13 protein-coding genes and 1 pseudogene are annotated in these 13,664 nt (G+C 70.1%); 3 read left to right on the plus strand and 11 right to left on the minus strand.

Translation table 11 applies throughout. The features are described 5' to 3' along the window. Positions 1 to 3: 3 nt before the first annotated feature. The 5 genes and pseudogenes from nadC to BN10_RS13100 all read right to left on the minus strand — a co-directional run bounded on the left by nadC (position 4) and on the right by BN10_RS13100 (position 4,927). The gene (gene nadC / locus BN10_RS17455) at positions 4 to 1,032 is read right to left on the minus strand and encodes a carboxylating nicotinate-nucleotide diphosphorylase (RefSeq protein WP_324603539.1); all 1,029 of its coding nucleotides are present in this window, start codon (positions 1,030 to 1,032) and stop codon (positions 4 to 6) included. Continuing rightward, positions 1,015 to 2,631, minus strand: a pseudogene (locus BN10_RS17460) (L-aspartate oxidase); the annotation flags it as partial. The gene nadC and the pseudogene BN10_RS17460, both read right to left, overlap by 18 nt. An 8-nt stretch (positions 2,632 to 2,639) precedes the next feature. Continuing rightward, complete coding sequence (gene panD / locus BN10_RS13090) at positions 2,640 to 3,056, minus strand: aspartate 1-decarboxylase (RefSeq protein WP_040753616.1); 417 nt, start codon at positions 3,054 to 3,056, stop codon at positions 2,640 to 2,642. Positions 3,057 to 3,089: 33 nt separating this feature from the next. Next, positions 3,090 to 4,037, minus strand: coding sequence for a pantoate--beta-alanine ligase (panC, locus tag BN10_RS13095; protein ID WP_010851735.1), 948 nt, complete (start codon positions 4,035 to 4,037; stop codon positions 3,090 to 3,092). After that, positions 4,034 to 4,927 carry a Rossmann-like and DUF2520 domain-containing protein gene (locus tag BN10_RS13100; RefSeq protein WP_010851736.1) on the minus strand — a complete coding sequence of 298 codons (894 nt, stop codon included), beginning with the start codon at positions 4,925 to 4,927 and terminating at the stop codon, positions 4,034 to 4,036. Before BN10_RS13100 ends, panC begins: the two co-directional genes overlap by 4 nt. Before the next feature lie 88 nt (positions 4,928 to 5,015). Here BN10_RS13100 and BN10_RS13105 point away from each other — a divergent pair, with 88 nt between their 5' ends. After that, positions 5,016 to 5,954, plus strand: a complete 939-nt coding sequence (locus BN10_RS13105) for an SAM-dependent methyltransferase (protein ID WP_010851737.1) — start codon at positions 5,016 to 5,018, stop codon at positions 5,952 to 5,954. A 159-nt stretch (positions 5,955 to 6,113) separates the two neighbouring features. On the opposite strand, the gene BN10_RS13110 is transcribed toward BN10_RS13105, so the two are convergent. Both BN10_RS13110 and BN10_RS13115 read right to left on the minus strand, forming a co-directional pair. After that, the gene (locus BN10_RS13110; RefSeq protein WP_010851738.1) at positions 6,114 to 6,845 is read right to left on the minus strand and encodes a hypothetical protein; all 732 of its coding nucleotides are present in this window, start codon (positions 6,843 to 6,845) and stop codon (positions 6,114 to 6,116) included. After that, entirely contained in the window at positions 6,842 to 7,519 is a 678-nt protein-coding gene (locus tag BN10_RS13115; protein ID WP_010851739.1) for a DUF4386 domain-containing protein, read from the minus strand. The genes BN10_RS13110 and BN10_RS13115 overlap by 4 nt, the downstream gene beginning before the upstream one ends. Before the next feature lie 96 nt (positions 7,520 to 7,615). On the opposite strand from BN10_RS13115, the gene BN10_RS13120 reads away from it, so the two are divergent. Together BN10_RS13120 and BN10_RS13125 are read left to right on the plus strand one after the other, a co-directional pair. After that, positions 7,616 to 8,332: a TetR/AcrR family transcriptional regulator gene (locus BN10_RS13120; RefSeq protein WP_010851740.1), complete on the plus strand. Its 717-nt coding sequence runs from the start codon at positions 7,616 to 7,618 to the stop codon at positions 8,330 to 8,332. A 106-nt stretch (positions 8,333 to 8,438) separates the two neighbouring features. Continuing rightward, positions 8,439 to 9,608 carry an NADH-quinone oxidoreductase subunit D gene (locus tag BN10_RS13125; protein ID WP_040751828.1) on the plus strand — a complete coding sequence of 390 codons (1,170 nt, stop codon included), beginning with the start codon at positions 8,439 to 8,441 and terminating at the stop codon, positions 9,606 to 9,608. Positions 9,609 to 9,616: 8 nt separating this feature from the next. On the opposite strand, the gene BN10_RS15865 is transcribed toward BN10_RS13125, so the two are convergent. From BN10_RS15865 to BN10_RS13145, 4 genes are all read right to left on the minus strand, one after another. Beyond that, positions 9,617 to 10,102 carry a DUF3180 domain-containing protein gene (locus BN10_RS15865; RefSeq protein WP_010851742.1) on the minus strand — a complete coding sequence of 162 codons (486 nt, stop codon included), beginning with the start codon at positions 10,100 to 10,102 and terminating at the stop codon, positions 9,617 to 9,619. Beyond that, positions 10,099 to 11,013 (minus strand): 2-amino-4-hydroxy-6-hydroxymethyldihydropteridine diphosphokinase, encoded by a 915-nt coding sequence (gene folK / locus BN10_RS13135; protein WP_010851743.1) that lies wholly within the window; start codon positions 11,011 to 11,013, stop codon positions 10,099 to 10,101. Before folK ends, BN10_RS15865 begins: the two co-directional genes overlap by 4 nt. Positions 11,014 to 11,015: 2 nt before the next feature. Next, entirely contained in the window at positions 11,016 to 11,864 is an 849-nt protein-coding gene (gene folP / locus BN10_RS13140) for a dihydropteroate synthase (protein WP_010851744.1), read from the minus strand. Then, the coding region (locus BN10_RS13145; protein WP_051369709.1) for a phosphatidylglycerol lysyltransferase domain-containing protein at positions 11,861 to 13,664 on the minus strand (1,804 nt) is incomplete at its 5' end. The genes folP and BN10_RS13145, both read right to left, overlap by 4 nt.

Here is a 13,664-nt window from a genome sequence, read left to right on the forward strand (position 1 = left end):
GGCCTACTCCTCGAGGTCGAGGGCGATGTCGAGGATCGGGCTGGAGTGGGTCAGCCCACCGACCGAGAGGTAGTCGACGCCGGTCGCGGCATACGCGGCCGCCACCTCCAGGGTGAGTCCGCCGGTCGCCTCGACCTCGACGCTCTCCCCCGTTGCGCGGATCGCGTCGACCGTCGCGCGCAGCAGCTCGACCGACATGTTGTCGCACATGATGAACCTCGCGCCCACATCGATCGCTTCCAGCGCCTCCGCGGACGTCGTCACCTCCACCTGCACATCGACGCCGGGGTATGCCGCGCGCACGGCGTCGTAGGCCGCCGCCACTCCCCCGGCGGCGAGCTTGTGGTTGTCCTTGATCATCGCGACGTCATACAGACCCATGCGCTTGTTGGTGCCGCCCCCGCAACGCACGGCGTACTTCTCCAGGGCCCGTAGTCCCGGCGTCGTCTTGCGCGTGTCCAGGACCATCGCCCCTGAACCGCCCAATTCGTCCGCCCAGCGTCGGGTGTGCGTCGCGACACCGGACAGTCGAGAGAGGATGTTGAGCAGGGTGCGCTCGGCGATGAGGATCGTCTGGGTCGCGCCGCTCAACCGGGCGATCACGTCCCCGCGCTGCACGGCCGCGCCGTCGGGGATCTCGACCACGACATCGACGCAGCCGGTGCCCAGGCGCTCACTCACGGCATCGACCACGCGGGCGATGGCGGGCACACCCGCGACCACGCCGTCGGCCCGCGCGACGACAACTGCCTCGCGCAGTTGCTCGGCCGGGATCGTCGCGAGCGTCGTCACGTCACGGCCCGGATCGGCACCGAGGTCCTCGTCCAGGGCGGCCTCGATGACCCGCTCGGCCTCATCGACGGGAAAGTCGAACTCTCCGACGGGAAAGTCGGACCCTCCGACGGAAAGTCCCCCACTGGGGCCCACCGAATGTTCACTATTGGTCAGATGTGGTGCGGCGGGGGTGGACTCGCTGATGGTGGCGAACCGGTCCGGGGTCACGGTGACGCTCTGGTGGCGCAGCCAACGCACGTCGTCGCGCTCCGGGAAGTCCGAGCGCACGTGCCCGCCGCGGGTCTCCTCGCGGCGACCGGCGAGCACCGAGAGCACACGCCCCAAATGGAGCAGGTTGGTGGTCTCCCAGGACTTCGGGCCGGCTGACTCGAGGACCGGGAGCGCGCAGAGTTCGGCCAGACGCTCCAACCCTTCGGCGGTTGAGTCGGCCGAGCGCACCGGACCCGACCCTGCCGTCATGGCGCGCTGGAGGTCCAACCGGTGGCGGCTGTCGAGGAGTTCATGGCTCTCGCCGCGCTGCCCGACCACTTCGCGTGCCGCCGGCAGGTGGCCAGACGCGATCCTGGCCGGGATGTCGGCCGCGATGCGGTGGGCGAAGACCAGGCCTTCGAGCAGGGAGTTCGAGGCCAGTCGGTTGGCACCGTGGACTCCCGTGCAGGAGCACTCGCCACAGGCGTAGAGACCGACGAGGGAGGAGCGTCCGTGCAGGTCGGTCTCGATGCCGCCGCTCGCGTAGTGCTGCGCAGGCGCGACCGGCAGCAGGTCGGTCGCCGGGTCGAAGCCGAGGGATCGGCACGAGGCGACGATCGAGGGGAAGCGTTCCTCGAGGAATTCCGCTCCGAGGTGGCGGGCGTCGAGGAAGACGTGATCGGTGCCGGTTTCCCGCATGCGCGCGAGGATCGCCCGGGCGACCACATCGCGAGGCGCGAGGTCGGCGAGTTCGTGCTGGCCCTGCATGAAGCGCACACCATCGCGGTCGACGAGGAATGCGCCCTCACCGCGGACGGCTTCGGAGATGAGTGGCTGCTGCCCGGTCGATCCCTCACCGAGCCACAGGACCGTCGGATGGAACTGGATGAACTCGAGATCGGTGATCCGCGCACCGGCCCGCAGCGCCGCCGCCATTCCGTCGCCGGTCGAGACGGGCGGGTTCGTCGTCGAGGTGTAGATCTGGCCCAGACCCCCGGTCGCCAACACCACAGCCGAAGCGTAGGCCGCGCCCACGCCGTCGATCTGTCCCTCACCGATGACGTGGAGGGTGGTCCCGGCGACCCGGTCCTCCTCGTCGGTGAGGAGGTCGACGACGAGCGCATGCTCGATGACCTCGATCCCCGGGTCGTCGACGACCCGCCGCAGCGCCTCGATGAGGGCGCGCGAGATCTCCTTGCCGGTCGCGTCACCTCCGGCGTGCGCGATCCGGTCGCGGTGGTGCCCGCCCTCGCGGGTCAGTTTGATCTCGCCATCGTCGGTGCGATCGAACTCCGCACCGAGGGCGACCAATTCGCGCACCCGCTGGGGACCTTCGGTCACGAGGACCCGCACAGCCTCGACATCACACAGGCCGACCCCGGCGACCAGGGTGTCCTCGAGGTGCTCCTGCGGAGAGTCCTCGGGATCGAGTGCAGCGGCGATACCACCCTGGGCCCACGCGGTGGACCCCTCGTTGAGAACCGTCTTGGTCACGAGCAGGACCCGCCCGACGTGCTGGCGCAGTTGCAGGGCGCAGGTGAGGCCGGCGATGCCCGATCCGACGACGATGACGTCGGCGGCGGTCGTCGTCCAGCCGGGGGTCGGCGCGGAGAGACAGCGTGGGACGCGAACGGGAGCAGACGGCATACGGGCCCTCAGTGGTCGTGGCGACGGTGCGTGACGGCCGACGTCTTCAAGCCGTACCCATCCGGGACATCACCGGCGTCGTGCCCGACCTCGATGACCTTGTTGGAGCGGTCGACGAAGACCACTTGCGGCTCGAACTCGTCGGCCTCCTCGGGTGTCATCTGCGCATAGGCGATGACGATGACGAGGTCTCCCGGGCTGATGAGGCGAGCAGCAGCGCCGTTGATGCACAGGATGCCGGTGCCCCGCTCGCCCTCGATCGCATAGGTGGTGAGCCGGTTGCCGTTGTCGACATCGACGACGTCGACCTCCTGCCCCGGGCGCAGCCCGGCGGCGTCCATGAGGTCGCGGTCGATCGTCAGGGAGCCCACATAGTGCAAGTCGGCCTGGGTGACGGTCGCGCGATGGATCTTGCTGTGCAGCATCGTGAGGAGCACGAGGAGGTCCTTGGGTCGAGGTCAGCGGATGGGTGCCGAGGCGGCCGTCGTCTCCGGCGAGAAGACGTCGAGACGCCCACCTCCGGGGCCGACGAGCACCGGGGTGTTGTCGATGAGTCGGGTCGTGCCGACGCGTGCAGCGACGGCAAGCAGGGCCTCCCCGCGATACCACTCGGGCACGTCGGAGAGCGTTGTCGGGTGCACGAGCACCAGGTAGTCGACCAGGGCCAGCGGCTCTTCGACGAGCACTTCGCGGGCGGCACGCCGGATCGCCGAGGGACCGTATGCCGCGGCGTCCGCCCCCGCTTGGAGCGCGCGGCTCAGGCAGAGCGCGACCTCACGGTCGGACTCGGTGAGGTAGGTGTTGCGGCTGCTCATCGCCAGGCCGTCCTCCTCGCGGACGGTCGGAACGGCAACGACGTCGACGAGGAAGTCCAGGTCGCGCACCATGCGCCGGATGAGGAGCAGTTGTTGGGCGTCCTTCTGGCCGAAGTAGGCAGTGCGGGCGGCGGACAGGTGGAGCAACTTGCCGACGACGGTGAGCATCCCGTCGAAGTGGCCGGGCCGGGATTGGCCCTCCAGAACGGTGCCGAGCGGGCCGGCCGAGACGCGCACGCCGGGGTCGCCGTCGGGGTAGATGACGTCAGGGGTCGGCGCGAACACGATGTCGACGCCGGCATCGGTGCAGATGGCCATGTCGGCGTCGAAGGTCCGCGGATAGCGGGAGAGGTCTTCCTTGGGTCCGAACTGGAGCGGATTGAGGAAGATCGTGACGATGACGTGGTCGTGCTCGGCCCGAGCCCGGCGCACGAGCTGGGCGTGCCCGTCGTGCAGGGCGCCCATGGTCATGACGACGGCGACATCTCGGCTGGTGAGGGACTCCCGCGCGGCCCGCAGCTCGTCGCGGGTGCTGGCCACGACCGGGCCGGATGCGGGGCCCGCCGGGTGGTCGTCGATCGTGCTGCTCACTCAGGTCTCCTGGTCGCGAGGGTGTCCAGCAGGGATTCGGCTTGTGCCGGGCGCAGCCGCCCGGAGTCGAGGGCGCGCACGGCCGTGGCCCGGGCGAGGGCGACATAGGTGCGCCGGATCTCGGGGGAGATCTCCTCGAGGGCGGACAGATGCTGCTCAACCGTACCCACATCCGCCCGCGCGACAGGGCCCGTGAGGGCTGCGTCACCGAGGCGCAGCGCATTGTCCAGGGCGGCACGCACCAGCGGACCGAGGACGTCGGCGGTCTGCGCGACCCCGGCGGCGCGCAGGACCTGTGCCGCTTCGGCGATGAGGGTGACCAGGTGGTTGGCGCCGTGGGCGAGCGCGGCGTGATAGGTGACCCGGTCGGCCTCGGCGATCCACACCGGGGTGCCGCCCATGTCGAGGACGAGCGCCATGGCCATTTCGCGCAAGGGGTCCGGCGCGGTGACGCCGAAAGCGCAGTCGCGCAGACGGTCCACATCCATGAGGGTCCCCGTGAAGGTCATGGCCGGGTGCAGGGCCATCGGCAGCGCATGGGCGTCAAGCACCGGATCGAGGACGCTCGCCCCGTGCCGGCCGCTGGTGTGCGCGACGATCTGGCCGGCCTCCCACGTGCCGGTCGCGGCAAGGCCTGCGACCAGATGGGCGAGTGCGTCGTCAGGCACGGCGAGCAGGACGAGGTCGGTGCCGGCAATGACGGTGGGGATGTCAGCGACCGGCGCGTCGGGGAGCAGGTCGGTGGCGCGGGCGCGAGAGTCCTCGCTCACGGCATACACACCCGTGACCCGGTGACCGGCCCGGGCGAGGGCGGCACCGAGGACAGCACCCACCCGACCGGCGCCGATCACACCGACCCGCAGACTGGCCGGATGCCCGTTGCTCTCCACGGGGAGCGACCTTACCCACGCAGACCCGCGGCGGGGGTTCACGCGAAGTCGAGGACGCAGCCGAGGGTCGGCGGCTAGCGTCAACCCGGTGATTCCATGGCAGCAGGCCTGGCAGGACGCGCTCTATGGTCCGGCGGGGTTCTATCGCTCCCCCGAAGGTCCCGCTGGTCACTTCACGACGTCGACGCATCCTCCGCTCGGTGCAGTGTTCGCCCGCGCGATCGCCGCTCTGGCGGATCGTGAGGACACCGGCATGGTCGTCGACTTCGCCTGTGGCCGTGGCGAATTGCTCCGCGCACTGCATGTAGTGCGGCCAGACCTCGAGCTCGTGGGGGTCGATGTCGTCGACCGACCGAAAGACCTGCCGTCTGGGATCGAGTGGATCAGGGCGGCGGGTGGATCGGCCGTGCCGGACGCACTGGCTGGTCTGGCCGACGTGCTGGTGCTCGCCAACGAATGGCTCGACGTCGTGCCGTGCCAGATCGCTCAGGTGGATGACGCCGGGGTGCTGCGGGTGGTGCTGGTGGACCCACGCAGTGGCAGGGAGTCGCTCGGCGCTGAGGTTGATCGAGAGGCCCGCGAGTGGGCCGATCGGTGGTGGCGGACTGAGGCGCCCGGAGACCGGGTGGAGGTCGGCATCTCACGAGATCGAGCCTGGGCGGGGCTGGTGGAGGCTGTGGGCACCGGGACGGTCGTGGCCATCGACTACGGGCATAAGGCCGGTGACCGGCCGACGGAGGGGACCCTCGCGGCATACCGGCTCGGTGTTCCCGTGCCCACCGTCCCGGACGCTTCGTGCGACCTGACCGCTCACGTGGCGATGGACTCGCTCCCGGGGGCGACCCTGCAGAGCCAGCACGAAGCCCTGCTGTCCCTCGGGCTGGCGGTGGAGCACCCGCCCGTCGAGCTCGCCCACTCCGATCCTGCTCGCTATCTCGCCGACCTGAGTCGACGGGGTGCCGTTGCCCAACTCACCGACCCCACCGGCCTGGGCGCCTTCCGCTGGGCCCAGATCCGAATCGGTTGACCCGCCAGCCGGCCCCCCAGAAGGGGGTGGCGGGGCGTCTGCAGTTGCGCCACCCACCGGGCCATGTCACATGCGCCAAATGGTGGCGCATGTGACATGGCCGGAACTGTGGCGCAACTGCAGACGCTCGCGGGCATACCCCCAGCCCGACCGTGAGCGTCAGGGCGTTGGGGATGGGAGCGCTCCGAGGAGGCCGGGGATGGGATCGAGGGCGGTGGAGAGGTTGGCGGCGCCGATGACCAGCAGCACGACCACGAGCAGGACTGCTGCCCCGGTGTGTGCAGTCGATCGCAGGTGGCCAGTCCTCGCCGCGCGCCGGGCGGCCAAGCCCAACGCAACGGCGGAGGCGATGGCGAGCGCGACCATGACGACGTGGAAGAAGCGGAAATCCTCGACGAGGGCCGAGGTGACCGGGTTGGCGACCCCGCTCGCCAGGTCAGCGCGCAGTCCGGAGAGCGCCGCTGCATACCGAGCATCGGTGGACACCGGAGGCAGGAGCGACACCACGGAGGCAAGCGGCGCCAGCGCGCCCTGCACGTTCGCGAACACCACCAGCCAGGCAACCGTGGCCGCCACGGCGATCACGCCGACGAGGAGCGGATGCTCCCGCCCGAGCAGACCCAGCACACGGGCCAGCGCCACGACCACAAGGAACGCGAACGCAGACTTGAGCAGGTGGTAGTCCGCCCATTGCGCGACGAGATCAGCCATCGACGGCACCGGAGCAACCACACCCGACTCCCACTGCTCGATCAGCGCGTCCCGCGCCCGCGTCGGCAGGTCAGGAGCTGAGCCCGCCATCGGCCGCAGGACCGGAGGCAGGACGACGAAGGCGACACAACTGAGCCAGCCCGCCGCGGCCCACTGCAGGACGAATCGTCGCGAGCTCATCGAGGCGTGGGCTGCGCCGGCCGGATCCCGCGCGGCAGCAGGTATGCCGCGAGGCTGATCTCCCACGCGAACAGCGGAACGACCAGTATCGCGATGGTGCCGGTGAGGCCGAACATGACGGCGAGGTTCTGACCCAGCACCAGCACCGAGCCGACGAGCCCGAGAAGCGGGATGAAGCGGGGCACCAGGCGGCGGCGCCAGAGCAGGACCGCCAGCACGGTGGCATTCACCGGGTTGATGAGGCCGGGCCCGACGAGAAAGGTCCAGTCATGGACGAGGCGAAGGCCGTCCACGACGTCGACCGACAGGCCCGGTGCCGCGGTCGTGGCGGGCCGGGCCACGGCCGGCAGGACAGCCACGACACCGACGAGGATGACCGAGGCCTCGAGGCCGCGCAGGGCGACGTAACCCAAGGCCGCGCCTCGACCATGGGCTCGCAACAACGGGTACAGGGCCAGCGAGGTGCCGACCACCGCGACCGCGAGGACGACCTCGAGCAGCGAGGCGGTCAGCACACTGTCACGCCCGGCGAGCCTCGTGGCGGGGTCGTAGCTCGATCCGCCATAGAGCGGCAGGGCGCCGACGGAGGTCACCCAGGTGACGAGGAAGAGCACGGCGGCCAAGCGTGCGGTGCGGCGATCGGCTCGGGTCGTGAGGTCGGTGCGGGTGGTCATTCGTTGCCGTCCGTTTCGGTGGTGGTGTACGGCGTACACTGGGCGAGACGTAGAGTAGGTGTACGATGTACACCACGTCAACCGCAGGAGTTTCGTATGCCGCGCGCCATCGCCGCCAGGGCTCCCCTCAGCCGCGATGTGGTCCTGACCGCCGCCGTGGCCCTCGCCGATGAGCGGGGTCTGGAGGGCGTGAGCATGAGGCATCTGGCCGACGCGCTGGGAGTGGTGCCGATGGCGCTCTACAAGCACGTCGGCGACAAGGAGGACCTGCTCGACGGCATGGTCGAGCACCTGCTCACCGGCCTCGGCGTCGGTGGGACGACCGGTCACCAGGCCGACCGCACGGCCGATCACACATCGAAGCCCCTGCCGTGGCGCGAGGCCGTGACCGGCCCGATCCATGGCGTCCGCGCGCTCCACAGGACCCACCCGTGGTTCCGGCGCGTCCTGGAAACCCGCCAGTTGCGCACCCCGGCCGTCTTGGCACACATGGAACGACTGACCAGCGCGTTCCTCGCGGCCGGCTTCACCCCGGACCTGACCCACCACGTCATGCACTTGCTGGGCAACCGGATCTGGGGCTTCAGCCCCGAACTCTTCAACGAGGCGGGCGGTCCGCCGACCAGGCGCAGCACAGCGCCCACGCCGGACCCCACCGACTATCCGGGCATCCTGGCCGTCGCCGCGGACTCCCGCACGCGGCGACCGACGGCCACCAGTTGCGACGAAGACGGCGAGTTCGACTTCGCCCTGGCGACCATCCTCGATGCCGCCGAGCGCCTGCAGCGCTCCGGCTGGTCCTCCCCCAAGTGACCTACCCCGGGCCGAGCAGCGGCACCGCAGGCAGACGACCGGCAGACCACAGCCAGGCGGCGGCCCCGCGCGCGGGGCGGTGCTCGACCCCGCGGCATACGGCAGGATGGCGGGCGTGAGCACCCCCACCGAGACGACGTTGGCCACGGGAGCCGGCCTCACCTCACACGACATGGTGCTCAACATCGGCCCCCAACACCCCGCCACGCACGGCGTGCTCCGTCTCAAGATCGTCCTCGACGGCGAACGGATCGTGAGCGCCGACCCCATCATCGGCTACATGCATCGCGGCGCGGAGAAACTCTTCGAGGTCCGCGATTACCGCCAGATCACCGTGCTCGCCAATCGGCACGACTGGTTGAGCGCATTCGGCAACGAACTCGGCGTCGTGCTCGCCGTCGAGCACCTGCTGGGCATGGAGGTCCCAACCCGCGCGGTCTGGCTCCGCACCCTCCTCGCCGAACTGAATCGCGTTCTCTCACACCTGATGTTCCTCGGCTCCTATCCTCTGGAGCTCGGGGCCATCACACCGGTGTTCTACGCCTTCCGCGAGCGCGAGGAGCTCCAGGCGGTCATGGAGGAGGCCTCCGGAGGGCGGATGCATTACATGTTCAACCGGGTTGGTGGCCTCAAGGAGGACGTGCCGGCCGGCTGGACCGGCCGCGTGCGCGACGCGGTGACCGGCGTCCGCCGGCGGCTCCCCGAGCTGGAGTCGCTCCTCGTCGGCAACGAGATCCTCATGGCGCGGACCAAGGGCGTCGGTGTCCTCGGGGCCTCGACGATCCAGCAGTTCGGGGTGAGCGGCCCCATTGGGCGAGCGTCCGGGGTGGACGTCGATCTCCGGCGCGACGCGCCCTACCTGGCCTACGCCGAGCTCTTCGCCCCCGGCGGCCCGGGCCGGGTGGTCACCCGCACCGAGGGCGACTGCCTCGCGCGGCTCGAGGTGCTCCTCGAGCAGGTGCATGTCGCGCTCGATCTCGCCGACGCCTGTCTCGACCGGCTCGCCACACTCCCCTCGGGACCGGTCAACCAGCGCCTGCCCAAAGTGCTCAAGGTCCCCGAGGGCGAGCACTACGTGGCGACCGAGAATCCCCTCGGATTCAACGGCTACTACCTCGTCTCGGCCGGCGAGAAGACACCGTGGCGGCTCAAACTCCGCTCGGCATCCTTCAACAACGTGCAGGTGCTCTCCCGCATGCTGCCCGGTCAGTTGGTCGCCGACATGGTCGCGATCCTCGGCTCGATGTTCTTCGTCGTCGGCGACGTCGACAAGTAGGTCAGAGCTCAGGAGTCGCGCTCGCCCCGCTCGCGACCCTTGGGCTCGTCGCGCGGCGGCACGCGACACCAGTGTTGAGCCAGCAATCCCGCACCGGCGAGCAGCATCGCGCCGAGGGTGAGCAGGGCCAGCCGCCACGCGCGCCCGTGGTATGCCGCGAGCTCGAGTCCCAGCAGGACCATCACCAGTTGCGCGGCATACCACCCGGCGAGAGCGGCACCGGTGAGGGCGCCGGCCTGGGCGAACACCAGGGCGCGTGCAGCCCGCAACGGCTCAAGCGCCTTGTCACTCGTGCCGCGCACGAACGCTCGGACCGGCCAGGCGATTCCGAGCAGGAAGGCGATGAGCAGCAGGAAGAGCAGGCCCGCGAGAAGAGGCGGCTCGGGGATCAGCCGACCGGTCCGCTCCCACAGCATCCAGAGGATCGTCGAGAGCCCCCCGACGACGAGGAAGACGGAGAGCACGCGCCCGGCGGAGAGTCCCTGACGCCTCACGATCCACACCCCCCGGCACCACAGCCACAGTCCGTGCGCTCCTCCGCGAGGGGCCGAACGCCCGATGTCTCCACCGCGTCGAGTCGATCGGCCACAGCCACCACCTGCTCGCCCACCCTCAGCCGCGCGTCGGGGTCGACGTCGAGCCACGGCACGAGCACGAAGCCGCGCTCGTGTGCCCTCGGATGCGGCAGCATCAGGTCCTCGCTCTCACTCCGCCACTCGGATTCCATTCCGGGCGTGCCGTACTGGATCAGGTCGAGGTCCAGAGTCCTCGCGCCCCAACGGATCTCCCGCACTCGGCCGTGCTCGGCCTCGATTCTGTGCAAGGAGGCAAGCAGCCGCGGCGCGCTCCACCAGGTCGTCGCCGTGACCACTTGGTTGAGGTAGACCGGCTGGTCCGGACCTCCCACAGGGTCCGTCTCGACGACATCGGACACCTGCACCGCTGCCACGCCCGCGAGGTCCATGATCGACGCAACCGCACTCATCAGGGCGCCCTGGGCATCGCCGAGATTCGCCCCCAGGGCAATGACGACCGGCACCGGGTCTCGTCGCCGCGCCACCGACACGGTGACATCGGCGAAGGGCACACCCACCGGCGCTTGCGGCTTGTGGACCGTGACGGTCACCTCGTCGACCAGGCGATGCCCGGCGAGGACGTCCTGCGCGATCACCGAGGCGAGGCGCTCGATGAGGTCGAAGGGCTCACCCTCGATGCGCTCGTGCACCACGGCCCCGATCTCGCCGTAGTTGACGGTCTTGGACAGGTCGTCACTCCGGCCGGCAGCCGCCAGGTCCGCATCAATGGCCACGTCGACGACGAAGATCTGCCCATTTCGCTTCTCGTGGTCGAAGACCCCATGGAAGCCGGTGCCCGACACCCCACTCAGCACGATCCGGTCGGTCATGACTACCCTTCCTCGGCCAGTTCGTCGGCGACGTCGAAGGCGTCGATCGTGCCGACCACGTCGTGCACCCGGACCCCCCACGCGCCGTGCTGCGCGGCATACAGGCTGGTCACGGCGGTGGCCACGTCGCGTTCCTTGGGTGTCCGCTCGGCCCCCGCGGCGCGCCCGACCCGCGCGAGGAAGCCCTTGCGGGAGGCGCCCAGCAGCACCGGCTGCCCCAGGCCCACGATCGTGTCGAGACCGCGGAGCAACTGCCAGTTGTGGTCACCGGTCTTCGCGAAACCGAGCCCGGGGTCGAGGATCAGGCGATCGGCGCGAATCCCGGCCTCCAGCAACGTCTCTCGGCGCTCCGCCAGTTCGCGGGCCACGTCGACCACGACATCGTCATAGACCGCGCGCGACTGCATGTCGGCGCTGTGGCCGCGCCAGTGCATGGCGATGAAGGGCAGCCGGCTCTCGACGGCGAGGGGGACCATCGCCGGGTCCGCCAACCCCCCGCTCACGTCGTTGAGGTATGCCGCGCCCGCACCGATCGCTGCCTCCGCCACCCCCGCTCGCATCGTGTCGACGGACACCACGCAGCCGGCCTCGCTGAGCGCCGCGACGACGGGCACGACCCTCCGCAACTCTTCACTGACACTGGGTCGCTCGGCACCGGGGCGCGTCGACTCGCCCCCGACGTCGAGGATCTGCGCGCCCTGCCGCCACAGCGCGAGGCCGTGTGCGATCGCGTCGTCCGGGTCGAACCACTCGCCGCCATCGGAGAAGGAGTCCGGCGTGACGTTGACGACGCCCATGATCACCGGACGAGCCGAAGGGGCCGAGCCGACGGGGAGAGGACGTCCGCTCATCGCCCACCTCGGAACGGCAGGGTGAGCCGGGGGAAGACGATGAAGGCCTCGGCCCGCCCGGCTGCCAGGCCGACTCGCACGATGTCGACCGCCCGTGGATAGATCACGAACCGTGGGTACCACACCGGCCGGAACTTCGCGTTGAATCGGTAGAGGCTCTCCAGTTGGAACCACCGATTGCCCACCTGCAGCAGTCGTCGCCAGGCCTTGAGGATCGGCCCGGCGCCGAGCTTCTCGCCGCGCTCGAAGGTGCTCCGGAACATCGCGAAGTTCAGCGAGACGCGCCGCACCCCCAGACCCGGAGCCTTGGACAGGGCGTCGACGATGAGCAACTCGTTGATGCCCGGGTCCGCCGCCGGGTTGCGGCGCATGAGATCGAGGGACATCCCGTCATGGCCCCAGGGCGCGAACTGGAGCATTCCCTCGACGATCCCCTCGCGCGTCGCGACGATGACGATCGCGTCGGGGTCGCGCTCGGCATCGAAGACGCGCGAGGTCGCCATCGAGAACCCGCGCTCGGTGCCACCGACCCGCCAGGCCGAGGCATCCGCCAGGGCCTTGGCCCGCCACTCGACCGGCGTGTCACGCACCCGCAACATCTCGGTCTCGTAGCCCTGCCGCCGGATCCGGTTGACCATCTGGCGCACGTTGCGCATCTCACGGCCATCGAGGGAGAACTCGGTGGAGTCGACGATTGCCTCGTCGCCGATCTCGAGCGCCTGGAAGCCGGTCTCCCGCACCCAGATCGTGCCGCCGAGCTCGGAACAGCCCAGCACTCCCGGGGTCCATCCGTGCGAATCGGCGAGCTCGAGGAAGGCCGCGATCGCGCCGGGCCAGGCCTCCGGATCACCGAGTGGATCACCGGACGCGAGGATCACACCGCTCACGACTCGGTAGCCGATGCCGCTCTTGCCGGATTCGGAGCAGACGAAGTCCTTGTCCTGGCGCGTGTTGAAGTAGCCCAAGGAGTCCGGGTGGGCCGCCAGGAGCAGGCGCATCCGGCGATCGTCGTCGGCGTCGATCGTGCCCACTTGACGCGGCGACCGCAGGAAGAGCCAGACGGGCACGAGCACGGTCACCAAGCCGAGCACGATGAGCACATTGGAGATGACCTGCAGGCGCGGCGTCGGGGTGACGGCGAGGTCGTTGAGGTCCTGGCCGAGCATGCCGGTGGCCGCGGCGATGAGGGCATCGGTCCACCCGAGATTGCGGACCTCGAAGAGATGGCGCGACTCGACGCGCACGAACGCTGCCCCGGCGAGCAACGAACTGACGAGCAGCCCGAGGAAGACCCAGAGGGCTCGCCACCGCGTCGTCGGGTCCGAGGCCGCCGCAAACTGCCGACGGAAGACCAGGAGCAGGGCGAGCGCCAGCACGGTCAACGTCGTGGCGATGGGTCGTCGTGGGAGTTCCCCCTCGGCCACGTCGAAGACCAGGAGGAGGGAGAGCAGGATGATGGCCGCCCACCAGCCACGGGCCTTGCCCCGCTTGACGGCGCGGGCCACGAGCAGCAGGAAGAGGCCGGAGAGGATGGCGAAGGCGACCACATAGCCCTCGACGGCACCGGGCAGGTAGGTGGCGACTTCCGGCATCCGGTTGCGCCAGGGGCGGACGATGGCGGCGGCAATGTTGGCCAGCGCGGCGAGGTAGAGCAGGTTTCCGATCCGTCCCGGCACCTTCGACGGGCTGAGGAAGCGCCCGATGGTCCCCTCGGAGGGGCCCGGTTCACGAGGCGGCGGGGCGGCCACGGCGGGCGCACGCAGCGGTTCGGGCGCCCGCAGGGACGGTATGCCGCCGGCC

It is taken from the genome of Phycicoccus elongatus Lp2 (genome assembly GCF_000367525.1).
Classification (GTDB): Bacteria; Actinomycetota; Actinomycetes; order Actinomycetales; family Dermatophilaceae; genus Phycicoccus_A; species Phycicoccus_A elongatus.